Annotated in this window: 28 protein-coding genes, 1 pseudogene and 1 riboswitch; of the genes and pseudogenes, 14 read left to right on the top strand and 15 right to left on the bottom strand. The window is 50.4% G+C overall.

Features of this window, described 5'->3' with window-relative positions:
- Window position 1: 1 nt before the first annotated feature.
- The 4 genes from ACT9TW_RS15895 to ACT9TW_RS15880 all read right to left on the bottom strand — a co-directional run bounded on the left by ACT9TW_RS15895 (window position 2) and on the right by ACT9TW_RS15880 (window position 3363).
- A complete protein-coding gene (locus tag ACT9TW_RS15895; RefSeq protein WP_446492985.1) occupies window positions 2-1060 on the bottom strand; it encodes a putative urea ABC transporter substrate-binding protein in 1059 nt (352 codons plus the stop codon).
- 56 nt (window positions 1061-1116) lie between these two features.
- A riboswitch (guanidine-I (ykkC/yxkD leader) is annotated at window positions 1117-1215 on the bottom strand.
- 357 nt (window positions 1216-1572) lie between these two features.
- Entirely contained in the window at window positions 1573-2013 is a 441-nt protein-coding gene (locus ACT9TW_RS15890) for a GNAT family N-acetyltransferase (RefSeq protein ID WP_446492984.1), read from the bottom strand.
- Window positions 2014-2346: 333 nt separating this feature from the next.
- The gene (locus ACT9TW_RS15885) at window positions 2347-2796 is read right to left on the bottom strand and encodes a nuclear transport factor 2 family protein (RefSeq protein ID WP_446492983.1); all 450 of its coding nucleotides are present in this window, start codon (window positions 2794-2796) and stop codon (window positions 2347-2349) included.
- Window positions 2797-2808: 12 nt separating this feature from the next.
- The gene (locus tag ACT9TW_RS15880) at window positions 2809-3363 is read right to left on the bottom strand and encodes a VOC family protein (protein ID WP_446492982.1); all 555 of its coding nucleotides are present in this window, start codon (window positions 3361-3363) and stop codon (window positions 2809-2811) included.
- 124 nt (window positions 3364-3487) lie between these two features.
- Here ACT9TW_RS15880 and ACT9TW_RS15875 point away from each other — a divergent pair, with 124 nt between their 5' ends.
- From ACT9TW_RS15875 to ACT9TW_RS15865, 3 genes are all read left to right on the top strand, one after another.
- Window positions 3488-4405, top strand: coding sequence for a LysR family transcriptional regulator (locus tag ACT9TW_RS15875; RefSeq protein WP_446492981.1), 918 nt, complete (start codon window positions 3488-3490; stop codon window positions 4403-4405).
- 141 nt (window positions 4406-4546) lie between these two features.
- Complete coding sequence (locus ACT9TW_RS15870; protein WP_446492980.1) at window positions 4547-4951, top strand: nuclear transport factor 2 family protein; 405 nt, start codon at window positions 4547-4549, stop codon at window positions 4949-4951.
- 39 nt (window positions 4952-4990) lie between these two features.
- Window positions 4991-5383 (top strand): putative quinol monooxygenase, encoded by a 393-nt coding sequence (locus ACT9TW_RS15865; protein ID WP_446492979.1) that lies wholly within the window; start codon window positions 4991-4993, stop codon window positions 5381-5383.
- A gap of 224 nt (window positions 5384-5607) precedes the next feature.
- Here ACT9TW_RS15865 and ACT9TW_RS15860 read toward each other — a convergent pair whose 3' ends face one another.
- Complete coding sequence (locus ACT9TW_RS15860) at window positions 5608-6624, bottom strand: GlxA family transcriptional regulator (RefSeq protein ID WP_446492978.1); 1017 nt, start codon at window positions 6622-6624, stop codon at window positions 5608-5610.
- A 118-nt stretch (window positions 6625-6742) separates the two neighbouring features.
- Here ACT9TW_RS15860 and ACT9TW_RS15855 point away from each other — a divergent pair, with 118 nt between their 5' ends.
- Genes ACT9TW_RS15855 through ACT9TW_RS15845 form a run of 3 tightly spaced genes read left to right on the top strand, consistent with a single transcriptional unit; the run spans window position 6743 to window position 8495 of the window.
- Complete coding sequence (locus ACT9TW_RS15855; protein ID WP_446492977.1) at window positions 6743-7522, top strand: alpha/beta hydrolase; 780 nt, start codon at window positions 6743-6745, stop codon at window positions 7520-7522.
- A gap of 25 nt (window positions 7523-7547) precedes the next feature.
- Window positions 7548-8183, top strand: a complete 636-nt coding sequence (locus ACT9TW_RS15850) for an FMN-dependent NADH-azoreductase (protein WP_446492976.1) — start codon at window positions 7548-7550, stop codon at window positions 8181-8183.
- A 3-nt stretch (window positions 8184-8186) separates the two neighbouring features.
- Window positions 8187-8495, top strand: a complete 309-nt coding sequence (locus ACT9TW_RS15845) for a YciI family protein (protein ID WP_446492975.1) — start codon at window positions 8187-8189, stop codon at window positions 8493-8495.
- A gap of 214 nt (window positions 8496-8709) precedes the next feature.
- Here ACT9TW_RS15845 and ACT9TW_RS15840 read toward each other — a convergent pair whose 3' ends face one another.
- The 3 genes from ACT9TW_RS15840 to ACT9TW_RS15830 all read right to left on the bottom strand — a co-directional run bounded on the left by ACT9TW_RS15840 (window position 8710) and on the right by ACT9TW_RS15830 (window position 11146).
- Window positions 8710-9624: a pyridoxamine 5'-phosphate oxidase family protein gene (locus tag ACT9TW_RS15840; RefSeq protein ID WP_446492974.1), complete on the bottom strand. Its 915-nt coding sequence runs from the start codon at window positions 9622-9624 to the stop codon at window positions 8710-8712.
- A gap of 117 nt (window positions 9625-9741) precedes the next feature.
- Window positions 9742-10134, bottom strand: coding sequence for a VOC family protein (locus tag ACT9TW_RS15835; RefSeq protein ID WP_446492973.1), 393 nt, complete (start codon window positions 10132-10134; stop codon window positions 9742-9744).
- A gap of 97 nt (window positions 10135-10231) precedes the next feature.
- Window positions 10232-11146, bottom strand: a complete 915-nt coding sequence (locus ACT9TW_RS15830; protein ID WP_446492972.1) for an alpha/beta fold hydrolase — start codon at window positions 11144-11146, stop codon at window positions 10232-10234.
- 92 nt (window positions 11147-11238) lie between these two features.
- On the opposite strand from ACT9TW_RS15830, the gene ACT9TW_RS15825 reads away from it, so the two are divergent.
- From ACT9TW_RS15825 to ACT9TW_RS15810, 4 genes are all read left to right on the top strand, one after another.
- A complete protein-coding gene (locus ACT9TW_RS15825) occupies window positions 11239-11814 on the top strand; it encodes a CGNR zinc finger domain-containing protein (RefSeq protein WP_446492971.1) in 576 nt (191 codons plus the stop codon).
- Between the two features lie 577 nt (window positions 11815-12391).
- Entirely contained in the window at window positions 12392-12967 is a 576-nt protein-coding gene (locus ACT9TW_RS15820; protein ID WP_446492970.1) for a TetR/AcrR family transcriptional regulator, read from the top strand.
- Window positions 12968-13016: 49 nt separating this feature from the next.
- Entirely contained in the window at window positions 13017-13493 is a 477-nt protein-coding gene (locus tag ACT9TW_RS15815) for a nuclear transport factor 2 family protein (protein WP_315688485.1), read from the top strand.
- A gap of 206 nt (window positions 13494-13699) precedes the next feature.
- Window positions 13700-14707 carry an alpha/beta hydrolase gene (locus ACT9TW_RS15810; protein WP_446492969.1) on the top strand — a complete coding sequence of 336 codons (1008 nt, stop codon included), beginning with the start codon at window positions 13700-13702 and terminating at the stop codon, window positions 14705-14707.
- A 216-nt stretch (window positions 14708-14923) separates the two neighbouring features.
- Here the strand turns inward: ACT9TW_RS15810 and ACT9TW_RS15805 are convergent, their stop codons facing one another.
- A complete protein-coding gene (locus ACT9TW_RS15805; RefSeq protein ID WP_446492968.1) occupies window positions 14924-15649 on the bottom strand; it encodes a type 1 glutamine amidotransferase in 726 nt (241 codons plus the stop codon).
- Between the two features lie 114 nt (window positions 15650-15763).
- On the opposite strand from ACT9TW_RS15805, the gene ACT9TW_RS15800 reads away from it, so the two are divergent.
- Window positions 15764-16531, top strand: coding sequence for an AraC family transcriptional regulator (locus ACT9TW_RS15800; protein ID WP_446492967.1), 768 nt, complete (start codon window positions 15764-15766; stop codon window positions 16529-16531).
- 82 nt (window positions 16532-16613) lie between these two features.
- Here the strand turns inward: ACT9TW_RS15800 and cynS are convergent, their stop codons facing one another.
- Window positions 16614-17084 (bottom strand): cyanase, encoded by a 471-nt coding sequence (gene cynS / locus ACT9TW_RS15795; protein WP_446492966.1) that lies wholly within the window; start codon window positions 17082-17084, stop codon window positions 16614-16616.
- A 27-nt stretch (window positions 17085-17111) separates the two neighbouring features.
- Window positions 17112-17771 carry a carbonic anhydrase gene (locus ACT9TW_RS15790; protein ID WP_446492965.1) on the bottom strand — a complete coding sequence of 220 codons (660 nt, stop codon included), beginning with the start codon at window positions 17769-17771 and terminating at the stop codon, window positions 17112-17114.
- A 109-nt stretch (window positions 17772-17880) separates the two neighbouring features.
- Here ACT9TW_RS15790 and cynR point away from each other — a divergent pair, with 109 nt between their 5' ends.
- Complete coding sequence (gene cynR, locus ACT9TW_RS15785; protein WP_446492964.1) at window positions 17881-18768, top strand: transcriptional regulator CynR; 888 nt, start codon at window positions 17881-17883, stop codon at window positions 18766-18768.
- 215 nt (window positions 18769-18983) lie between these two features.
- On the opposite strand, the gene ACT9TW_RS15780 is transcribed toward cynR, so the two are convergent.
- Both ACT9TW_RS15780 and ACT9TW_RS15775 read right to left on the bottom strand, forming a co-directional pair.
- Window positions 18984-19418: a VOC family protein gene (locus ACT9TW_RS15780; protein ID WP_446492963.1), complete on the bottom strand. Its 435-nt coding sequence runs from the start codon at window positions 19416-19418 to the stop codon at window positions 18984-18986.
- Between the two features lie 128 nt (window positions 19419-19546).
- A pseudogene (locus ACT9TW_RS15775) lies at window positions 19547-19714 on the bottom strand (transposase); the annotation flags it as partial.
- Window positions 19715-20088: 374 nt separating this feature from the next.
- Between ACT9TW_RS15775 and cspE the strand changes: the two are divergent.
- Both cspE and ACT9TW_RS15765 read left to right on the top strand, forming a co-directional pair.
- The gene (cspE, locus tag ACT9TW_RS15770) at window positions 20089-20301 is read left to right on the top strand and encodes a transcription antiterminator/RNA stability regulator CspE (protein ID WP_182060886.1); all 213 of its coding nucleotides are present in this window, start codon (window positions 20089-20091) and stop codon (window positions 20299-20301) included.
- A 382-nt stretch (window positions 20302-20683) separates the two neighbouring features.
- Window positions 20684-20842, top strand: coding sequence for a YnfU family zinc-binding protein (locus tag ACT9TW_RS15765; protein WP_220458419.1), 159 nt, complete (start codon window positions 20684-20686; stop codon window positions 20840-20842).
- A gap of 323 nt (window positions 20843-21165) precedes the next feature.
- On the opposite strand, the gene ACT9TW_RS15760 is transcribed toward ACT9TW_RS15765, so the two are convergent.
- Together ACT9TW_RS15760 and ACT9TW_RS15755 are read right to left on the bottom strand one after the other, a co-directional pair.
- Window positions 21166-21384: a cold shock domain-containing protein gene (locus ACT9TW_RS15760; RefSeq protein ID WP_182060885.1), complete on the bottom strand. Its 219-nt coding sequence runs from the start codon at window positions 21382-21384 to the stop codon at window positions 21166-21168.
- A 152-nt stretch (window positions 21385-21536) separates the two neighbouring features.
- Entirely contained in the window at window positions 21537-21779 is a 243-nt protein-coding gene (locus tag ACT9TW_RS15755) for a hypothetical protein (RefSeq protein WP_446492962.1), read from the bottom strand.
- Window positions 21780-21853: the final 74 nt, after the last annotated feature.

Genomic DNA, 21853 nt, shown 5'->3' with positions numbered 1-21853 from the left:
ATCACAGCTTGCCGGCAGCGGCCATTTTCACGAAGCTGTCGTCAAAGCGCAGTTTCACGTTGTTCGCGTCACCCTGGGTGATATTGCCCGGGAAGCTCATGCCGATAAAATCAGCACTCTGCGCCCCATCGCCCAGCAGCCCTTTCTCGAAGGAGAATGACGCCACGCGCTGCATGGTTTTCGCCAGCTCTGGCGAGGTGACAAAAGCGATGTTGTCCTGCGGGGTGTAGAACAGGTGCGTCGTTTTCAGCTGCGCCTGATAACCCGCCAGATCGGTTCCCGAGGCGGCGGCCATCTCATTCAGGGCGTTTGCGTCCTGCGCTTTCATCAGCCCCATCATTTCGTACCATGCGCCGGTCAGCGCTTTACCCAATGCCGGGTTGTCTTTCAGGGTTTCACTGTTGACGACCATCATGTCGATGAGCTCGCCCGGTACCTGAGAGGAGCTAAAGACTTCGGTGGTTTTCGGAGTGCCTTTGATAACGGAAAGCTGCGGGTTCCAGGCCACGGCTGCCTGCACGCTTGCCGTGCCAAATGCCGAGACGATATCCGCATCAGAGGTGTTCACCACGGTGACATCTTTCTCGGCCAGCCCGACTTTTTCCAGGCCGCGCACCAGCAGGTAGTGGGAAACGGACAATTCCGGCAGGTAGACCTTCATCCCTTTCAGGTCCTTGAGGGTTTTGCCCTCGCCTTTCATGACTACGCCGTCATTGCCTTCCGAGTAGCTGCCGAGGATAAGCGCAGTGGTATCAACCCCGCCCGCCGCAGGAATGGTCAGCGCGTCCATGTTGGTCATGGTGCAGCCATCAAACTGGCCTGCGGTGTACTGGTTGATAGATTCGATGTAGTCGTTGAGCTGAACGACATTGATTTTGATGCCGTATTTACTGGCCCATTTATCGATGATTTTGCTACTGCTGATGGTGCCCCAGGGCATCCACCCGGCGTAGATGGTCCAGCAAACGTTGAATTCTTTTTTAACAGCAGCAAACGTGGGGAGACTGACCAGCATCGCCAGCGACAGTACAAGAGAGCGGAGTAATGGCGTTTTCTTCATTCTTGACCTCTGAGTGGCACAAAATTAGGGGGCAGCGCGACACCGTTGGTGCTGCTGTCTCCCGGGTTTTTGTCCCGCCGTGTAACCTCTCAGAGGTCGCCAGCTCTTGGACCAGCCATTCACCTTAGTGAACCGGAACCCTAGCCAGCTATTGTTCAAATTGTGTGGAGCTGCCCTTCAGTGAAAGAGTTTGCAAAGGGTGTGCCAGAAATTTTTATGTTGTTTATTAGTGATTTGGAGTTTTGCGTCGGTTGGATTTCACCGTTTTGGGGAGGGAGCGCGGGGTTGGTGCACTGTGGTGGGGCGTTTGAACGTTGAAAAATCGACTCTATTTTTCGGGGATAGATCCGCGTCAGTACCTTCTGCCATTCAGCAAGCGCTTTGCGGGTAATGAATCCTGGGTTTAGCATGTCTCTTCCTGGTCATCCGTTGAGCCCAGCCAGATTAACAGATACGCCACCACACACAATTACCAGGAAAATGTAGTACTGAAGGATACGTATCACCATGGATTAAATGCCGCGGGATTTCTCTAATCTGATATCCGTGCCATTGATGTTCTTTTTTTTACCCCAGCCGAGTTGCATATAGAATTGCGCCGCACGACTATTTTTATCCGTTTCCAGCCAGGCCGTTTCATGGTGTTTGAATAATTCATGCTCGGCTAGCTCAACAAGGCTAAGGCCAATACCCCTGCCCTCGTATTCTGGCAAAACAAACGCTGCAAAAAGACAGCCCTCATCCGGCAAAATCATCGAGAAACCAATGATGTTGTCGTTTAGGGTTGCAACCCATGCGCATTGGCTCTGCTCAATCATATTGGCAACGGCACTTTCGGTAATCCCCATCAGTTGCATTTCTTCACGGCTCAGATGATTCTCGGTAACCGACGTTCTGACGACGAAAATACTATCAACATCAGAAGGTTGAGCTGTTCTTGTATAGATAGTCATAGGGCTTAATCCCTGTATGGCAAAAATACATATTGAGAATATGCTCGAAGTTCCTTATTCAGGAGGCAGTATCAGGCATGATTTTTCTCCACCAGTCAGGTTTCATATCCTGAAACGAGTGGGACTGGGGCGAAAATATAGCGCATTCGTTGTGGTCAAAAACACCGCTGAGTAAAGCCGTCACCGGCGCGTCATCGATAGCATCCATTGATGTGAGTTCAACGGGTCGATACAACGCTATCCTTAAAGTACACCACGCACGTTGGTGCCAAAATTACAGTATAAATTGGCTTATTAAGTCTCCCGGTTACGGTGAATGACCTACCCGCTGCGCTATTTACTGATAAAAACGCGGGCGCTCGACAACCTGCCCTCGCTAATTGTAAATACATCTTCACCCCTGACCAGATACGGATTGTCTTTCGGGCCGTAGCCCCAGGTCACCCGGGCAATGCCGTGATTCCACTCGACAGGTGCCGGAGTGAAGATAAAGCCTGGGTGCTGTGACTGAACCTTGCTGATAGCAGCATTCACGCGGTCCGCGCCTTCGTTCAGTCCGTCATAATCGGCCACGAAAAAATCTGAGGAATAAACCGCAGCAAACTCTTTCTCCCGCTCAGCAGCATCGGTGTTATTCCAGATTGCGAAGTGACGTTCTATAAGTTGCTGCAGGCCTGCGGGCTCGATGGTCGTGATATTCATGGTTATGCTCTCCGCTAATACGTTATGTGTGCCAGTCAGCAATGCAGCCAGCAGCAGGGTTTGGGTGAATACATTTTTCATGTTCGAGTCCTGTCAGTTTGCTGATTTCGCTTTACCAACCAGTTCAATCTGCGAGCCCCACGGCGTCAGGAAATAAAACCACTGCGTGCCATCGGCGTTGGTTACCGGCTCATTCAGGGTTTTAAGTCCGGCTTTTTGAACAGCCTTAAAGCTGGAAGGCACGTCATGCGTTTTCAGCGCGACATGTGTCGCTGCGTCATCATCCTGATGAGGACGTGCGTGGTCGATTTGCGCACCGCTGTACTGGAAAAGTTCTACTCCAGTGCCATCCGGCAGGCGCATCATGACAAAACGCTTGAGGTCACTGGATTGATGCCAGTTAAACGCAGTTTTCCATTCATCCGGTATAGCTCCGGGCGTGATGTCTGACTCCAGTCTGGCTCCAAAAGTCGTCTGGAAAAACGCGATGGCTTTGCTCAGGTCTGGCACGTTAATGCCAACATGATCTACCCCTGAAATGGTGACCAGTGGCATCGGGGCAGCGCCAAAAGCCGGCTCAGAGATACTGGCAACTCCCAGCAGCAAAGAAGAGGCGAAGAGCGTTGAAGCAATACGGCGAGTTTTCATATCTCTATTCCTGTAATGAGTGAATCAACTGACGACAGCGGTTGTTGTCGGGATGAGAGAAGCATATCGACGTGCGATCACTTTCAAAATAGAATGATTTGAAACTCATCATTGCAGATTTGAAATGAACAGATTCCCCGATTTCGAAGGGCTCGCGATGTTTGCGAAAGTGGCAGAGGAAGGTTCTTTTGTGGCAGCAGCCAGAGCCATGGGCGTCTCCGTCCCCACCGTATCGCGTGCGGTTGCACGACTGGAACAGCGACTGGGCGGTCGGCTGTTTAACCGGACGTCACGTCAGCTGGCGCTGACGGAGTTCGGTCAAAGCATGGCGGCAAAGGCATCAGAGATGTATCGCCAGGCAGAAGAAGTGGAAAGTGAGGCCCATGAACTGTCGGTGCAGCCGCGTGGTCAGGTTCGTTTAGCGGTACCCATGTCGTTTGGTTTACGCTGGGTAGCCCCCCTGATGCCAGAGCTTATCCGCCAGTTCCCGGAGCTGAGTGTGGATCTGCATTTATCTGATGCGTCCGTCGACCTGATTGCCGAAGGTTTTGACGCCGCGTTACGTATTGCTGCGCTACCGGACTCATCTCTCGTGGCTCGCAGGCTGTGTGCTGTGACGCAATTTCTGGTGGCCTCACCAGTCTATCTCGCGGAACAGGGCATACCGCAGCATCCGCGCGAACTCACAGCCCGGCAGTGTTTCAGCTATGCCTATCGTGCCCGAAGTCAGGTATGGCGCTTTACTCATGCTTCCGGCACGCAGGAAGATATTGTCCCCAGCGGTCCACTTAGGGTCACCAACTCTGACGCGCTGCTGCCGCCCCTGCTGGCAGGCCTTGGGATTGCGGAGTTGCCGGAGTTTATGGCAGCAGAGTATCTGAAAGATGGTCGACTGGTACACCTGCTGAAAGAGTGGTCGATGACACAAGGCGGGCTCTATTTTGTCACGCCTACCTCGCGTAGCCGTCCGCTGAAGGTCAAAGTGCTGTCGGACTTCTTTGCCATGCATCTCAGCGATCCTGAATGGCGTTGGCCACAATAACGCGCTTCTTCAACGTCTGTATTGTTGCATTAATGAAATGATGAGTTTCATCCTTTGCTATTTTGATGGTCCCTGAGTTGCATTACTGTTATTTCACACCGCCGGCAGACGTCCGGCACTGAAAACAGGAGCACTCTTACCATGAAAACAGCCGTGCAGTTACTCCAGAGCTACCTGGACAGTATCCAGGATCCTAAAGCTGCCGCTCGTCTTTTTTCCGCAGATGGCGTGCTGGAACTGCCCTATCTACAGACGCTTGGCCTGCCGCACCGTGTGCAGGGCCCGGCCGAAATCGAGCGCTTCATCGCCGGATTGCTGGTTAAATTGCCCGATTTTCGCTTTCGCAACATCCAGTTCTTTATCGATACCCCGACACAGGCTTTTGGCGAATACAGCGTAGAAGCCGATGTGGCTGGCACCGACCGGATATATAAGCAAACCTATGCCGGAAGACTGGTGGCGGAAGACGGGAAAATTAAACTGCTGCGTGAATCACTGGATACGCTCGCCGCCTGGCATGCATTTAACGGCGAGCCGACAGCCTGAATTTGATTCTGCACCTGACAACGTTATCTGGAGATAAAAATGAGTCTGAACACAACTGAGACATGTATTTCTTCTGCGGGCGATCATGATAAAACCGAATCGACCGAAATCATCGTCAGCGCTTATTATCGCGTGCACCCCGATGACCGGGAAACCTTCATTGAAGCGGTAAGACCGGAAATGCTGGCCGCGCAGCAACTCCCGGGCTGCGTGTATTATGCTTTTTCTCAGGATCTGGTCAATCCCGACGCTTTTCATCTGTCCGAGGGCTGGGCGGATATTGAGGCCTATGAACGGCATGAGCATTCGGAAACGTTTTTGAAAGCGCTGGCTACCGTGGTTAAACACGTACGTATCCTGCGCCGTGAAGGCATTCGTTATGATGTTGCGAAGCAGCATATTGATGATCCGCGCGGCAAGGTCTCATCCTGATTGATAAGTTAAAAAACGCTAGATAACTAATGATTTCCAATGTCCGCTTCGTGCTGTGAGTTCAACCAATGTGTTGCATCCATCGGCTGAACTCACAACCAGGAGCGGACATGCCCGGAGTAAAGGTATGTTGTTCTTACTACCGGACAGAAATTAAACCAGTTCAGATCAGCAACTGAGGCTTATACAAACCTGAACGTAATAAAGTTGAAAGCGCAGCGCACTCATTCACAGCCAGAATTTGAAGGGCTCTTTGTCAAAAGCCGCTTTCTGAAACTTCCGGGGGACATCCCCATCATGGCGCTAAAGGCGCGTCTGAAAGACGTTTCATCGCCGTACCCGCAAGCATTTGCAATCTGAGAAATAGTTTTTCCCGGGCTTTCCAGAAGCACGGATGCCGTTTCAATACGAACCCGCGTAATGAAGTCTTTCGGGCTTTCCTGGATGAGCGTTTTCATTTTACGGTTCAGTGTCCGGGTAGTCATATTCAGAGCTGCAGCGAGTTGCTCTACCGTCATTGCAGGGTTTTGATAACGAAGCAGATTCTCTGCTTTAGTCAGTAGAGGATGTCTTGAGTTGAGGAAACCTGCGGGCGCATAAATTTGCTGTGACAAAGGCTGGCTGTCAGCAACGGCCATGTCAGCTGTCAACTTTGCCAGCTCATTACCTGCATGATTGCGGACGATGTATATAACCAGATCGACCCATGAGAGTGGTCCGCCTGCGGTTATCACATTGTCCTGTTCGGCCAGGGCTTTTCCCCATATGGGTTTGGCAAGTGGATAGCGTTCAGCGAAAGTTGGATATAACCACCACGTTGTGGTGCAGATCCGTCCGTTGAGTAAACCCGCCTCTCCCAGCACAAAACCGCCTGCACAGGCTGAGGCAATACAGCTTCCCTCTGAATACTTAACTCTCAGCCACTCGGCCGCACTCGATACAGCGGCTCTGTCAGCCGGAAATTTATGCTCATCCAGCTGCATACCGCTGGCAATAATCAGCCCGAAGTTGTCAGGTTCACTAAATGAGCCATCACTTTCAATAATCCTTCCCTGAACGTCCCTGACAGGCTGACCATCAGCGGTAATCGTCCTGACGTCAAAAAATGGAATATCCCTGGATATTTCAGGGTTCACCGTAGGATTTAGCCTGATCACCTGATTCGACAGCCAGAACATATCAGCCAGCCCCGCCAGCGCCGAACGCATGTTGCCCGGAAGCGCAAGTAATGCAACTCGCATTTAAACCCCAGTACCGAAGAATGTCTTATTTCGCATGTTACCTGTCATTAATGACACTTCATACCCTCTGTCAGGATGATTACACTGCCCGAAACTAAAAAACGCGGGAAATACAGTCATGCGTAAGCAAAATTTAATGTCCGGCGCGCTGCGAAAAGGAGCATTTGCTTTGTGGCTTTTATTCATGAACAACCCGCCGCTTATGGCACAGGATTCGGGTGTAAAAAATATCGTGCTGGTTCACGGTGCCTTTGCTGACGGCTCGTGCTGGTCAGCCGTCATCGCTCTCCTTCAGGGCCGGGGCTACCACGTTACGGCTGTTCAAAATCCCCTGACTTCATTACGAGATGATGTTGCTGCAACTGAGCGTGTACTTGAGCGCCAGAATGGTAACGTTCTGCTCGTTGGCCATTCATGGGCCGGGGCGGTGATCACCCAGGCTGGTAATGCGATGAACGTAAAAGGACTCGTCTATTTGTCCGCCCTTGTCCCGGACAGCAATCAATCAGTTTCTGACGCACTGGCGCGCCTCAATGACCCAATGGAAGGTATGGAAGCCGATAAAAACGGCCTTATCTGGCTTGATAAGCCAGAGTTGTTTCATCAGGTTATGGCTAACGAACTGAGCATAAAACAGAGCCTGCTGCTTTCTGCGGTGCAACAGCCTATCGCCGCTGCCGCTTTTAACGAAAAAGTGGATGCAGCTGCCTGGCGAGAGAAACCCTCCTGGTATCTCATTACAGAAAACGACAACGCGCTGACCCCTTCAGTACAGGCAGGTTTTGCCCGTGAAGCAGGCGCACATATCACGCGAATTCACTCAGATCATATGTCCATGGTTTCTCATCCCGAAGAAGTTGCCGCACTGATTGTAAAGGCGGCACAGAGTATCCACTGATCCTTACACACCAGGAAAATCTGCAATGAAAATTCTCCATCTTGATTCCAGTATCAACCATGAATTTTCAGTAACCCGACAGCTGTCGGCTGAAATCGTGAAGCAACTGATGGCAACTGGTCAGGAGCATCAACTGACTTACCGGGATCTTGTGAAAGACGAAATCAGTCATCTCACCGGGGAGATCGCTTCAGGATTCAGGCCTGTTGCCGGACGGCCAATAGCTACAGCCGAGCTGGAGTCTGAGCGACAATTATCAGATGCTCTGGTCTCAGAGTTTCTTGAAACCGAGATGATTGTTCTCGGTGCGCCAATGTACAACTTTTCTGTTTCCAGCCAGTTGAAGGCCTGGATGGACAGAATCGCTCAGCCAGGGAAAACCTTCAGCTACACTCCAACGGGGCCTGTCGGTCTTGCGGAGGGCAAAAAAGTCATCATTGCCTCAGCGCGGGGTGGTTTTTATAGCGGTACGACACTGGAAAATATGGACTTTCAGGAGCAATTCCTGCGTAAATTTCTGGGCTTCCTGGGCATCTCGTGCGTTGAAATTGTTCGGGCTGAAGGCGCATCGAAAGGCGAGGAAGTCAAGCTCAGGGAAATTTCCCGTGCTTTGTCCTTAATTCCACGGGCCATTAATGCTGTTTCTGCCGCGAAGGAATAAACCATGCTGCACGCCGTAACGCTGACTTACTTGAAACAACCCGACGCAATTGCTTCTCACCTTGACGCACATAAGCAATGGCTGGTCAGGGGTTTTAATGAAGGCAAAATCCTTTTTGCCGGCCCGCTCAGTAATCATGCTGGCGGCTACATACTTTTTCAGGGGGATAGCGTAAGTGAAATTCAAAATTATCTTCAGGATGACCCCTTAATCATGCATAACATTGTCGATGCAGAAATAATCGGCATTGAGCCGACGTTATGCGCGCAGGGATTCCCTGCGAAATGGGCGGAGAAAGCCCGTTTCATATGACCATTACTCACTGTAAAGCGTCCTGAAACCTGTGAAATGAGTCTGTTTCAGGTATTTAGAGGGCGCTTTCACTTTACATGGCTATGTCCGCTGCTCGCTCACGGCGGACCTTCAACTCAGTAAGTTCTTCCGCTCCGAGCCAGAAGCGGACGATGTTCACGCGTCAGGAAAGTTGACTGGAGAAAGAGTATCACCGAATGACGGCCTTAATACTCTATTGCTCGGATTTCGTACCAATAACCGGCAGCACAGCATCTGCATGCCAGATTTCTACCGGCACCACGTCTATCACACGTTCGGCACCTTCGAACGTCTTGATGCGTTCGGGGTCCCAGTCGATGGAACCGCGCCCCGTAAGCACTATTGCCTCTCCCGTTTCAAAATCCGGAACGAACAGGCCGACCCGGCCATCACTCTCAATGTTGCCCAGTGTGTTGAAAAAGCGATTGCCAGAGAAGTCGGGAAAGGAGAGCGTGCCATTTCCGTTGATACCAAGAAATCCCGGGTTCCCCCCTCGGTGCGAAGCATCGACTCCGGCACTTCCACCATCCAGAGAACCAGCCGCACGCGAGGCGATGAAAAAAGTGTCTGCGGCCTCGATAATTCGCCGAACTTCCGGATCGGTTATGCTGCCGCGTCGGCGGGCCACAACAGCCGGTTTGTCCTGGCCTGAGGGCAGATGTCGGGTCTGAATGTATTGCGGACAGTTTCCGTAGCTCTGATCAACCACAATGGTCATTTCACCAGGTGAGGCATGTTGTATCCGGCCATTCAGCCGATTGCGACGTCTGCTGGTCAGATCAATCCCGAGTATGCCAACACTGGCGCCGACTGACCGACCCAGGCCAAGTTCACTCAAGAGCATCGGGTCCCGATGAATTTCGAGTGTATCCGGAGTGGGGGAAACCAGGAATCCTGGTGGCCCGAGCGCTGGAACGCACCATGGCCGGCCATCAGAATCGAGCAGCCCCAGAAACAGCATCTGAAGATTCTCAAAGAAGTTACGATGCTGCTGAGGCATCTCGGAGCGCACAAAGCTTTCCGACCGATTAAGCCACTCGCCTGAAACTCCGGCACGCGCCTGCACTGCACGCTCACCGTCATGAAAGATACTCCGTCTCTGCTGCATAGGGTCTCTCCTGGGATCATTTACCGTTGCTGGAAGGCCAGAACCCGCTACGATGAAGCGCAATATTTGCCGGTACTCGAAGCGAAAATGCCCCTGGCACTGGAAATCAGAAATTACTCAACCAGGGTAATAAAATTCAATTCGTATTCCACTCGGCTCATAGCACATCATATGCATAGACGGCCCCTCGCGGATCAAGGTGGGTTCGAATTCAATTTCGACCTGATTTGCCTTCAACACTTCAAGGATCTGATACAGACCCTCTTTGGTTTCCACCCGCAAAGCCAGGTGATGGAGCCCGACATTGTTTTTACGATTGAACTGAACAGGCTCTTCTGTTTGCGTTTTCCAGAGCGTGAGCGTCATCGCGCCGTCTTTTACAAAGATGGCCGGATAGTCTTCGCGTCGTTTAACTTCCTGCCAGCCCAGTAAACCAGTGAAGAACGCGGCGCTAGCTTCAAGATTTGATACGGCTAAGCCAATATGTTGTACACCATGAGTCACTGACATTGTTCCTGTCCTCTTTCTTAAAGGTTTCCGTTTTTTTAAGTGAGTCCATTCACCATTCTGCTCGCCCGGCCCCGGGCCGACGAGCCTCTGAAGGGAATCACCCCGCCTGACGGACATTACGATCAAGAAATTCCCGAACGTCATCGCCTATCTCTTTCGCATGCGTTTCAAGCGCGAAGTGGCCGGTGTCATAGAAGTTTATCTCGGCATTCGGGATATCGCGCTTCCAGGCTTCGGCACCTGCGGCCATGAAAAACGGGTCGTGTTTTCCCCAGACCGCCAGCAGCGGTGGCTGATATTCCCTGAAATACTGCTGAAACAGAGGGTACATTTTCACGTTTGAAGCGTAGTTCAGCAGCAGGTCCAGCTGGATCTCCGCATTGCCCGGCCGCACTACCTGCATCCCTTCAAGTGAATAGCCGTCCGGGGAAACCAGACTCGGATCGGTGACACCTTCCAGATACTGCCATTTGATTGACGCAGGAGTTGGAAAATCACTCAGCGCGCTCCGGTTTTCGGGGGTCGGGTCGGCCCAGTATTTCTGAATAGGTGCCCAGGCTTCTCCCAGCCCCTCTTCGTAAGCATTTCCATTCTGGGAAATGATAGCGGTAACCCGCTGAGGATGCGCCAGCGCAAGACGCCATCCGACGGGAGCACCGTAGTCGTGAACCATCAGGGCATAAGAGTCGAGGCCCAGCGCTTCCGTGAACACGTCGATGGTCTCAGCCAACTGGTCAAAGGTATAAGCATAGTCACCCCGCTCTGGTGCCTCGGTAAACCCAAAGGCGGGCAAATCCGGCGCTATCAGACGATAACGATCTGCCAGTTGGGCAATAAGGTCACGGAACATAAATGATGAGCCCGCGAAACCGTGCAGCATCAGCAGGACTGGCGATGCCGGATCGCCTGCTTCACGGTAAAAAACGTTAACATCGCCCGCCTGTTTATAGCGGTAATGAACCTGTGCTGGCGTGTTATCTGCAGTTGATAACCCCGAGAATGAAGATGTCATAACAAACCTCATGTAACCGTTAAAGTGTGAAATTGAAGGTTACACACAATTATGGTAACCTGTCAAAAATATTTAATGGGTTACAGGTGCGTATGGAAATCAAAAGTCCTTCTTCCCCGCCGCTCTTCCTGGCCGACAACCTCGCGCTGGACTTTATCAACAGCGAGTACGGGACAGGCGACGATCGACACGATTGCTTTGATGACGATCGAAGCGTTATCGACTGGCTGCAAACGGCGGGCCTTGTGCCGAAAGGAACTGTGGCTCCGCCTGAGTTACTGGGGGAGGCTCGCCAGCTTCGCGATGCAGCAAGAGCAGTCGTACATGCCGCGATGAAGTCCAGTGAGGCAGACCTGACGGTGATTAACAGAATGCTTGAAACAGGGCGTCCTGAAACGAGGCTGGAATGGGATCAGGATACGCAGCGCTATCGTGTGGATGTTCGCTCAGTCGCTGACAGCCCCGCAGGCCTCCTCTGGCCCGTTGCCAACGCGCTGGTAAAACTGCTCACAGATGACAAATTCGAATACGTTCGGCAGTGTGAAGCCCACAACTGTATTTTACTGTTTCACGATTTGAGTAAATCCCATCGCCGGCGCTGGTGCAGTATGGCCACCTGCGGTAATCGCATGAAAGTGGCCGCATTCCGAAACAGAAAAAGCTCATAGCAAACCAGGCCGCACATGCAAACGTGTGGCTTCAGGACATGCTCGTAAGAATATACAGTGCCAGGCTGGTAGGCAGATTTAGCGCTTCGCGTATTGAATGGATTGAAAGTGAACTGGATTATCTGGAATGATCGACGATATCTAATTTCCTCGATGCCATTACATGGCGAGTACAGGCTCACTGTCCCCGGCGAGCGCATCAGTATTATTCTCGACAAACTGCAAATGAAACGCGCTGTCAGGGAGAGCCTGGGTTTATCAGGCAAACCTCAAGTAAAAGCCATCAACCGGAGTTGATCGGCAGGACAATAGTAAAAACATTCCCCTTTTTTTCGATTTATATCCGCTCTCACCAGTGCCACCCTACCCCTGCCTGAAACGTAATTTATCCCTGAAGAAGGTGTTCTTTTCAGAAAACCCTCTTTCGTTAAAGATATTTTTCTTTATCTACTCATTGATTTAAATGAATATTATGAATTTTTAACCCATTTCAAAAAATATAATTCATAATCAACGCTTGACCAAGTAGAACGATCGTTCTACCTTTAAGGCATGAACAAGAGGCAACTGATAAACCATGAACAAGAAGCCAACTGATACGCGAGAAAAAATCCTCGCAACCGCCGAGCAACTTATCTATCAGAACGGGATCCATGCTATGGGCATGGACCTTCTGGTAAAGACCTCTGGTGTTGCAAGGAAAAGTATTTATCGCCATTTCGCGAACAAAGAGGACGTGGCATCGGCCGCGTTGAATGAACGTGACGAACGGTGGATGCAGTGGTTCAGAACCGAGTCTGATAAAGGCAAAACGCCTCAGGATCGCATTCTGAACATGTTCACGGTTCTGAAAAGCTGGTTTGAGTCTGAAGGCTTCCGGGGCTGTGCCTTTATCAACACAGCCGGAGAAGTAGGAGACCCGGAGGATCCCGTTCGCCAGATAGCGAAAATGCATAAACAAAAACTGCTGGATTATACGCTCGAACTCTGCGGGCAGCTGAACACTGAGCACTCTGCAGATCTGGCAAGACAACTGCTGATTCTGATTGAAGGGGCTATCACCATGACATACGTGATGGGCGACCGGAACGCCGCTGACAACGCACGGGACGTTGCGAAAGTTTTGCTGGAAAGGGTCTCAGCCGGGGCCTGAGTATCGAATATTGCTATTACCTATAAACCAAATTAACAGGAGTTTTACCATGACAGATACACAAGTTCGTCCTCCGCTTCCGCCATTTACGCTGGAAACTGCTATTGAGAAAGTTCGACTGGCTGAAGATGGCTGGAATTCCCGAGACGCGGCAAAAGTCGCGCAGGCTTACTCGCTGGATACCAAATGGCGTAACCGCGCCGAGTTCGCGAATAATCGCGAGGAAGCCGAAGGATTCCTCGCCCGTAAGTGGAAAAAAGAGCTCGAGTACCGCCTTATCAAAGAACTGTGGGCTTTTGGCGGAAACCGGATCGCCGTCCGTTACGCTTACGAATGGCGTGATGACTCAGGTAACTGGTTCCGCTCTTACGGCAACGAAAACTGGGAGTTTGAGGCCGACGGCCTGATGAAGCGCCGATTCGCATGTATCAATGACATGCCTATCAAAGAAAGCGAGCGCAAGTTCTTCTGGCCGCTGGGGCGTCGTCCAGACGATCACCCAGGCCTGTCTGACCTGGGTCTGTAAGTCATTGAGTTACCCCGCGTAAGACCCGCGACTACTTTCCTGGTCGGGGTTTTACTCAGCCAGTTGATGTAAAAGCAAGCTGGTTGGTGCGGGGAGCGCTTAAGTTTTCTCAGCGCGTGGTTTTTCAGGATCAAGTACACGTGATGTACTTCACCCTCATAAATCGCGCACTATTTAATAGTAAACAATATTATTAAGGCCGTATTATGAATATTAAATCTGTGTTGCTGACTGCCGCAATGGCAGCCGTTTCCGCCAACAGCTTTGCCGATGCTTCTCAGCCGGATCGTCACGTGCAGGAATTTCTCAATGCCCTGAACGGTGCCGGAGGTAAGCCTATTGAACAATTGTCTCCACAGGACGCACGTCAGGTGCTAATCAACGCCCAGAAAGGTGCGAAACTGCCTGCTGCCGACGTCACTGAAAAAACGATCAACGTTGATGGCAGCTCCATCAAACTTCACATTGTGAAGCCTCATAACACACAGGGGACCCTGCCAGTCTTCATGTTCTTCCACGGTGGTGGCTGGATACTGGGCGACTTTGCGACCCACGAACGCCTCGTTCGTGACCTGGTCAGTGAGTCCGGTGCTGCGGCCGTTTTTGTCGACTACACGCCATCGCCGGAAGCGCATTTCCCGGTTGCGATTAATCAGGCTTATGCAGCAACCCGCTGGGTTGCCGAGCACGGTAGCGAAATTGGCGTTGATGGTGGTCGCCTGGCGCTGGTAGGTAACAGCGTAGGTGGGAACATGGTTGCAGCCGTAGCGCTCCAGGCCAAACAGCATAAGGCACCAGCCATCCGCTATGAGGTGATGCTCTGGCCTGTAACTGACGCGAATTTCAACACCGGTTCTTATAACCAGTATGAGAACGGGTATTTCCTGTCGCGTAATATGATGAAATGGTTCTGGGATGCCTACACAACAAAAGAAAGCGATCGTAACAACATCCTGGCATCGCCGCTGCGTGCCACGCCTGAACAGTTGAAGGGACTGCCACCCACTCTGATTCAGACTGCTGAATTTGACGTATTGCGCGACGAAGGTGAGGCGTTTGGCCGCAAGCTTGATGCCGCCGGCGTCAACGTGACGGTTACCCGCTATAACGGGTTGATTCATGACTACGGTCTGCTGAATGCACTGAGCGACGTGCCTGCCGTGCGGACCGCACTTGGCCAGGCCGCCTACGAACTGAAAGAACACCTGAAATAACTGCCAGTTGGCCGGTCGTTTTCCTCGGCCGGTTGTTTTTGCCCTCTGCCCGTTGTCCGGATTGCGCGTAATATTTTTTGGAACCGGACCATTCAACACTTTCACACTTCCCCCGTTAAGCGTGCGGTCTGTTACCTGTCGGGGGCTTTTTTCTACTTAGTAATAACTGATAAACAGCCAATCACACGGCATGTCGTTCCGCTGCAGGTAACGATGTCATGTACCTGTCTGGCGGTAGCGCGCCTCGAGTTTGTCGAGAAACGTGAATAATGCTCTGTTCATTTCGCTGTAGTCGTGGCTCCGCAATTCTTCCGGTGTCTGAACGAATCGATAGTCTGCGGCCCGACGTAAATCCCTGTCAGAATGCGCGATCAGCAATTCGATAAGGGGCTGTGTAAGTTCCATATGGCACTGAAACCCGTAGACCAGCTCAGAATAAGCAACTATCTGTCGTGGGCAACCTTCGCTCCAGGCGACGATCTCCGCCGCGGGAGTAAGTCCCGGCATGTCGTTATGCCAATGCCCGACATCAAGCTTATTACCGAAGTGAGAAAACAGCGGGTTCTGCTCGCTCTCAGCGGTCATAAAAATTGGAAACTTGCCGATCTCTTTTTCCGGGCTGTGCGCAAAGCGTGCGCCCAGGGCTTCCCCAATCAGTTGGGCACCCAGGCAAACGCCGACGACGGCTTTATCCATACGCACAGCAGAGGCAATAAGCGCCTGTTCAGCTCTGGAATCAAAATGTGCACATTCATCAGGGGTGACGGACGGATCCTGTGGCCCCCCCATCACTACCAGCAGATCGATATCCCCTGCATCTTCAGGAAGCTTTTGACCCGCATAAACGCGCGAGAAGGTTGCTTCGTGGCCACGAATCATGGCCCAGGTTTCAAACGCGCCGGGTGCTTCAAAATGTTCATGTACAATAAAATGTACTCGCATAGGTTTATATCCTTCTGAATCTTGTTAAGTAATAAGTCAGGCGCACATCCCCCTGCGAAATACCGGTCGGGTAACGCCAGTCGGATCATGATAGACGTGAGGTTTGAATCTGAAATGCCAGTAAGTATCGATAAAGCGCCAAGACACGATGACTCAACAGGCTGGTCAGCAACGGCCATTTCCTACCGGCGCGGGGAAGCGGATCCTCCCCATTACCACCTGGAAGGACAACTTTTATACGCTAGCAGTGGCGTTCTGCTGGTTGAGGCCGCAGGCAGGCGATGGGTTATTCCCCCTCAGCGGGCGCTCTGGCTCCCACCGTTGATGGAACACTCATACAGACTTCTGTCGCATACGGAGCTGCGCGCGATTTACCTCAGCGGTAGCCTGATTTCTGAATGCACACATTTCACAAAGAATGATCGGGTACATGTGATCGACGCAGTTCCGCTGGTAAAGGAGTTAATAGCCGGCCTGTTTATTAGTGATTACCACACGCTGACGAAGCGAAAAATGGCACTTTTACTTCTGGATATTATCGGCGAGGCAGCATCCGTACCCGCAGAACTACCGATGCCGCACGATGACCGATTATTCCGTGCCGCAGGAGAGCTGATGCTCAGCCATCGCTGGGAAACCTCGTTAACTGATATGGCTGACATAGCAAATATGTCGGAAAGGTCTTTCTCCCGCCTGTTTTTACGTGATACGGGGTTCAGCTTCCGGACATGGAAGCAGCGAGCAAGAATATACGCATCACTGGATCTTCTTTCTGAAAACGTACCTGTTAAACAGATTGCCTGGCAGCTTGGCTTTTCTTCGCCAGCCGCATTTTCTGCTGCGTTTCGCGCAATTATGGGTGTAACACCCGGTGAGTTTTGACAGGAAGTCAGGTGGTGAACGGTGACAAATCGGATATCGCTGCAGCCCGGCTCTTAGGTTGCCGGGCTGAGTCAGGAGGGGATCAGAAAGGCCTGGTCGGCAGGTATTTGCCGTCCAGGGTGATCACCGCGCGGTGGCCCCCCTCTGGATCTTCAACTTTCTTGATATCCAGTTTGAAGTTAATGGCGCTGATGATGCCGTCACCGAACTTCTCATGGACAAGAGCTTTAAGGGTGGGTCCGTAAACTGACATCATTTCGTAGAAACGGTAGATTGTCGGATCGGTCGGAATGCCATCGGCAAAGCTGCCGCGAACAGGCACTGACTGCAACAGTTTAACTTCATCAGCATTCAGGTCGAGCTTCTTGCCGACAACTACTGCTGCGTCGGCAGGTAACGGATGCTGACCAAGCAAGGCCGCGGTAACGAAGGCTTCCGACAAACCGGTCCCGTCAACGATTTCTGCGAAAGAGAGTTCCTTGCGGGCTTTAGCCTGAATGATGGTTTCAGTAAGTGCCTGACGTGCAGCCTGAGTGACTTGGGTCTGGATCATGGTCTTTTCTCCTGGTAAGTAAGAGGTTCAGGCAACATGCCTGGCTTGTGAGGAAACGGCGTTTACTTCTGGATTTTCAGCAAGGGTTACGAAGGTACCGGTTCTGCCATCAAAAGCATCAATACGACCGCTCTCAATGTCATAGATCCAGCCGTGCAGCGATATCCGGCCTTCTTCAAGCGCCAGACGAACGGAAGGATGAGTCTGGATATTAGCCAACTGAGCGATGACGTTTTCGCGCACCATAGCCGCGACTTTAGCGGACGGGTCGGGATGCTGTCGGGCCTCATTCACCACACGGGCAGAGTCGGCATAGCGCAACCAACTCGACACGGCGGGCATATGATCGAGGCATTTGCAGGTGGCAACGGCAGTCATAGCGCCACAGTCAGAGTGGCCGCAAATCACGATGTCATTTACCTTGAGCGCGGCGACCGCATATTCCACAGAGGCTGAAACGCCGCCGGGCTCCGGGCCATAAGACGGTACAATGTTCCCGGCGTTACGGATCACAAACAAATCGCCGGGTTCACGCTGGGTAACCAGCTCTGGTACCAGACGACTGTCAGAGCAGGAAATGAATAATGCTCTCGGACTCTGCTGATTGGCCAGACTTTTGAATAGTTTAACTCGCTCGGGGAAGGCATTTTTCTGGAACTTCAGAAAACCTTCAATAATCTCTTTCATGGTTGCGATCTCAGTGTCGGTTGTGTGCGACAAAGAGTAAGCAATCTCTGGTATAAGATAAAAGTCTAAAATATTATGGAGTAATTCAGATAATCTTATGAGGTAAATTATGCTCGCCCGGCGTATACGGTATTTCCAGGCGGTTGCTGAACATCTCAGCTTCACCAAAGCTGCAGCATCGCTGCACGTTTCTCAGCCAGCTCTCTCACAGCTCGTAAAACAACTGGAGGAAGAACTTGGCACCCAGTTATTCGATCGGTCTGGTCGTACAACACGTCTGACAGATACCGGGCATGCTTATCTTCAGTATGTTCGCCGTGCGTCTCATGAGCTGCGGGAGGCTACGCGCGCGATCCACGACGTAAACGATCTCAGCCGTGGATCGCTTCGCTTAGCCGTGACGCCAACCTTCACAACGTATCTTGTCGGGCCGCTGGTCGAGGCATTCCACCTTCGCTACCCAGAAATTACCCTCAACGTGCGGGAGATTTCGCAGGAAAGCATGGAAGAGCTTCTCCAGGAAGGAGAGCTGGACCTGGGGATAGCATTTGGTGATGTTCACTGTCCGGACATCGACGCGATACCGTTGCTGGACGAAACGCTTGCCCTGGTGGTCAACACCGGGCACAGGCTTGCGAAGGAAAAATCCGCCGGGTTACAGGCTCTGAACACCGAGTCCCTCGTATTACTCAGCAAGGAATTCGCGACCCGCGAACAGATTGACAGCTACTGCCGTAAACACAACATTCATCCAAAGGTGCTGATGGAAGCTAACGCTCTCGGAGCGGTAATAGAAATTGTCAGCAGGACATTTTTATCCACGCTCCTTCCCGCCAGAACCGCCCTTGCCCAGGATAATCTGGTGGCGATCGCGCTCGAACCCGAGCGCCTGACGCGAACCGCGGTTCTCATGCGGCGAAGGGATGCTTATCAGAGTTTTGCTGCACGCGCATTTACTGAACTGGCAGTAGAAGTATCCGCTCAACTGAACGGGTAACCGCCCTAATAACAGTTACAGACAGGCACTGCTAATCTCTTAAGACCCGCAGCCAGGTCAGCGCAGTCGCAGTAATGCTCTGCGCAAATATTGAGGCTGACTTCAGTAAAAGAGTGGTTACGGCGGCGATTGAAAAAGTTTTGATAATTTTCATGGATGGATTGAGAAGCTTGTGAGGGCTGCAACAGCAGTCCTGCGCCAGGAGCGGACATTGTTTACCCGCGAAGCCAGGGGGTTATCGTAAGCCCTGTGAGCAACCCTTCAGGACTAAGCAGACGAGTAACGGTTTGCCCCCAGGGTTCTGTGCGGTTAGCCACCAACAGGCGATAACCCTTCTCACTCAAAATACGGGTAGCAGAATCGAGATCCTGAACTTCATATTCAATCCATCCCTGCGGTATTGGGTGTTCGGTTGGCCACTCCCCAGTGCCAAAACATGAATTTGCGGCCTGTGATAACGGCCAGACGGCAAAATGCTTGACGCTATTCAGCATGTTTTCCGATAACAGGTAATCGCAGTTACCCTCCATTGGCTTAAGTGGCAGACCGAGTACCTGTACATAAAACTCGAAGCTGTCTTCAGCATTCTGCGAGATGGGCCCAAACCCAGCGACAAACAAGACGTCAACTCCCGGTAAATTCTGCGACATACCAGCTTCCTTAATTGTCTGAAATTGAACACTGAATTTATCCTACCACTCACTGAATCACCACGCCCAATTTTGGCATCTTAGTGCCTTATAAGCGGCAACAATAACGTCTTCTCCTCGCTGTGAGTTCAACCGAGGGATGCAACACGGTTAAGTCTTTGCTGACTGTGAACCGATAAGTCAGTACCTTTTGGAAAATATTGTCTGAGCAGCCTGTTCGTATTCTCATTTGAACCACGTTGCCAGAGAGACTGAGGATCACAGAAATAAATCTGAATGTCCGTCACTACAGTAAACCAGCGCCCTGCCCCCGTATCGAGTAAATCTCAACGGAGGTGATCCGTCATAGTGTGATCCCCCCCGGTTCTGTGTAAATCGTATCTATTCTTGCCATGTTCAGTAATTTATCATCCGTTCAGCCATCCGGGTGTTTAAATGGTTAAAATAAATAACATATACATTGCAGAATTATTTTTTCTATGTCTTAATAGCGACATCGGTTTGGAAAACAGACCTTATGAAAGCAGTTTTAGTAAAGCAGTCCTCTGTTCAAGAGCTATCCATAGATATCCCTTCTTCATGAGCCTCCTCCTAAGTGCCAAATAAGTAACTCTCTAAATACAGGCCATCTTCGCCGCTTTTAAGTGGCTCATAAATTAAGGAATTATCAATGTCTAATAAAATGACTGGTTTAGTAAAATGGTTCAATTCAGATAAAGGTTTTGGCTTTATCACCCCTGACGACGGCAGCAAAGATGTATTCGTACACTTCTCTGCTATCCAAAGCGACAATTTTAAAACACTTGATGAAGGCCAGAAAGTCTCCTTCACCATTGAAAATGGCGCTAAAGGTCCCGCAGCTGGTAATGTCTCACCGCTGTAATCCGCGCTAATTATAAGTAATACTTGCGATAGCGATGAAGACAATAGTCTGAGCAGTTAAGTATTACTGATAGTAAAAGAACCCGCTCTGTGCGGGTTTTTTATTAACCACTTCTAATATGAATTCTGATATCGTCTCTTACTGTCAACCAGAATAAACTCACCGAAATTTTTAACCCAGAAGCTAAACATCTTTCTTATGCAGGAAGGATGTCCATATCAAAAAACATTCATCTGGTAGTTTATCTGCTGTTTCTGTATCTTTTTTGTCAAAAACCTTGTTTTTCTGCTGTTTTTAACATTTATAAAGTTATCTAAAAAAAACACAAGTAATTATCATATTTAACGTGTATCGTTGTCGTCCCTTATCGTAGGAGATTCAGATGTCAGAACGTAAAAAAATGCAAAATCGTCGTAATTACCTGGTCAAATGTCAGTGCCCAAACTGTTCAAAAGATTCAGAACATAGTTTTAGCCGCGTTCAAAAAGGTTCTCAGCTTGTCTGCCCATTTTGTAGCACTTTGTTCAAGTCTTCAAAATGATTGCCGGAGCGTTCTTGTTGACAATTAAAGTTAAAAAAATCAAGAGCCCCACCGTTATCAATATTTAATAAAAAGCCATAAAATCAGTGCAATGATGCTGTTGCAGGTCGTCTGTTCATTAACACACTTTATTGTTAATACAGCCCGTTAACGTCTGCTTTCAGGCCGTTCATGCGGGAGACCTGCACTCGATTATACAGAACAGCACACCTGTAAATCGGTATAAATTACTGTTCTGATTTTAAATTATTGGTCTCTCGTTCAGCTTGCGGTTCTTTTTGTTCAGGCCTAATAACTGACTTATATCACCGAACCACACATATTTATTTATCACAAAGAATTACTTTAGACGCTGCGGGCCCTTTGTTACCGTTATAAACGGTGTACTCAACCTTCTGCCCTTCAAACAGAGTGTTAAAATTATCACCCTGAAGCTCCGAAACATGAACAGAGATATCTTTGCTTCCATCAAGAGGAGAGATGAAACCAAAACCTTTGTCTTCCTTAAACCATTTTACCAGGCCAATAAATCTTGAGGGCATACTGACTCCAATAACACATGATAAGAGTGGTTATAAACGTATAATATTAAACTTACGGACTCAAAAGGAGGGGGTATCAGTGATAGCACCTGGGAATGAGTACTGTCCGGAAAAATGTTTACGTTTGCGTGTACTTCAAACAAATCATTTCATTAAGGCACGGACTCTGATAATAAGCAAAATATTCTTTCACGTCCGACTCTCCAGGTCCAGGGCGCTGTACCGACTTTTTTCAGTATGGCTCCCAGGGTCTGACCTCTCGCGTCTTCATAAAATGCTATCTTTTCTGCCGTTTGAGTGGAGTTCACATCAAGTTTTGTTCTTGTAAAAGAAGGCTCAACCAGCGTGACGCGAACGCCGCTCTCACGTAGCTCGTGATCCAGCGTTTCAGACATCTGATCACCACAAATAAACCAACAATGAAATAGAAACGCCTGATAACATTCCACCAGGCGTTTTTCTACTTCAA

This window comes from Enterobacter sp. C4G1 (genome assembly GCF_052886895.1).
This window is presented reverse-complemented; position numbering and strand designations above follow the sequence as displayed.

Excerpts from the sequence above, each read along its gene's own strand:
- ACT9TW_RS15895 (WP_446492985.1), bottom strand. The coding sequence starts at position 1,060 with ATGAAGAAAACGCCATTACTCCGCTCTCTTGTACTGTCGCTGGCGATG.
- ACT9TW_RS15890 (WP_446492984.1), bottom strand. The coding sequence starts at position 2,013 with ATGACTATCTATACAAGAACAGCTCAACCTTCTGATGTTGATAGTATT.
- ACT9TW_RS15885 (WP_446492983.1), bottom strand. The coding sequence starts at position 2,796 with ATGAAAAATGTATTCACCCAAACCCTGCTGCTGGCTGCATTGCTGACT.
- ACT9TW_RS15880 (WP_446492982.1), bottom strand. The coding sequence starts at position 3,363 with ATGAAAACTCGCCGTATTGCTTCAACGCTCTTCGCCTCTTCTTTGCTG.
- ACT9TW_RS15875 (WP_446492981.1), top strand. The coding sequence starts at position 3,488 with ATGAACAGATTCCCCGATTTCGAAGGGCTCGCGATGTTTGCGAAAGTG.
- ACT9TW_RS15870 (WP_446492980.1), top strand. The coding sequence starts at position 4,547 with ATGAAAACAGCCGTGCAGTTACTCCAGAGCTACCTGGACAGTATCCAG.
- ACT9TW_RS15865 (WP_446492979.1), top strand. The coding sequence starts at position 4,991 with ATGAGTCTGAACACAACTGAGACATGTATTTCTTCTGCGGGCGATCAT.
- ACT9TW_RS15860 (WP_446492978.1), bottom strand. The coding sequence starts at position 6,624 with ATGCGAGTTGCATTACTTGCGCTTCCGGGCAACATGCGTTCGGCGCTG.
- ACT9TW_RS15855 (WP_446492977.1), top strand. The coding sequence starts at position 6,743 with ATGCGTAAGCAAAATTTAATGTCCGGCGCGCTGCGAAAAGGAGCATTT.
- ACT9TW_RS15850 (WP_446492976.1), top strand. The coding sequence starts at position 7,548 with ATGAAAATTCTCCATCTTGATTCCAGTATCAACCATGAATTTTCAGTA.
- ACT9TW_RS15845 (WP_446492975.1), top strand. The coding sequence starts at position 8,187 with ATGCTGCACGCCGTAACGCTGACTTACTTGAAACAACCCGACGCAATT.
- ACT9TW_RS15840 (WP_446492974.1), bottom strand. The coding sequence starts at position 9,624 with ATGCAGCAGAGACGGAGTATCTTTCATGACGGTGAGCGTGCAGTGCAG.
- ACT9TW_RS15835 (WP_446492973.1), bottom strand. The coding sequence starts at position 10,134 with ATGTCAGTGACTCATGGTGTACAACATATTGGCTTAGCCGTATCAAAT.
- ACT9TW_RS15830 (WP_446492972.1), bottom strand. The coding sequence starts at position 11,146 with ATGACATCTTCATTCTCGGGGTTATCAACTGCAGATAACACGCCAGCA.
- ACT9TW_RS15825 (WP_446492971.1), top strand. The coding sequence starts at position 11,239 with ATGGAAATCAAAAGTCCTTCTTCCCCGCCGCTCTTCCTGGCCGACAAC.
- ACT9TW_RS15820 (WP_446492970.1), top strand. The coding sequence starts at position 12,392 with ATGAACAAGAAGCCAACTGATACGCGAGAAAAAATCCTCGCAACCGCC.
- ACT9TW_RS15815 (WP_315688485.1), top strand. The coding sequence starts at position 13,017 with ATGACAGATACACAAGTTCGTCCTCCGCTTCCGCCATTTACGCTGGAA.
- ACT9TW_RS15810 (WP_446492969.1), top strand. The coding sequence starts at position 13,700 with ATGAATATTAAATCTGTGTTGCTGACTGCCGCAATGGCAGCCGTTTCC.
- ACT9TW_RS15805 (WP_446492968.1), bottom strand. The coding sequence starts at position 15,649 with ATGCGAGTACATTTTATTGTACATGAACATTTTGAAGCACCCGGCGCG.
- ACT9TW_RS15800 (WP_446492967.1), top strand. The coding sequence starts at position 15,764 with ATGCCAGTAAGTATCGATAAAGCGCCAAGACACGATGACTCAACAGGC.
- cynS (WP_446492966.1), bottom strand. The coding sequence starts at position 17,084 with ATGATCCAGACCCAAGTCACTCAGGCTGCACGTCAGGCACTTACTGAA.
- ACT9TW_RS15790 (WP_446492965.1), bottom strand. The coding sequence starts at position 17,771 with ATGAAAGAGATTATTGAAGGTTTTCTGAAGTTCCAGAAAAATGCCTTC.
- cynR (WP_446492964.1), top strand. The coding sequence starts at position 17,881 with ATGCTCGCCCGGCGTATACGGTATTTCCAGGCGGTTGCTGAACATCTC.
- ACT9TW_RS15780 (WP_446492963.1), bottom strand. The coding sequence starts at position 19,418 with ATGTCGCAGAATTTACCGGGAGTTGACGTCTTGTTTGTCGCTGGGTTT.
- cspE (WP_182060886.1), top strand. The coding sequence starts at position 20,089 with ATGTCTAATAAAATGACTGGTTTAGTAAAATGGTTCAATTCAGATAAA.
- ACT9TW_RS15765 (WP_220458419.1), top strand. The coding sequence starts at position 20,684 with ATGTCAGAACGTAAAAAAATGCAAAATCGTCGTAATTACCTGGTCAAA.
- ACT9TW_RS15760 (WP_182060885.1), bottom strand. The coding sequence starts at position 21,384 with ATGCCCTCAAGATTTATTGGCCTGGTAAAATGGTTTAAGGAAGACAAA.
- ACT9TW_RS15755 (WP_446492962.1), bottom strand. The coding sequence starts at position 21,779 with ATGTCTGAAACGCTGGATCACGAGCTACGTGAGAGCGGCGTTCGCGTC.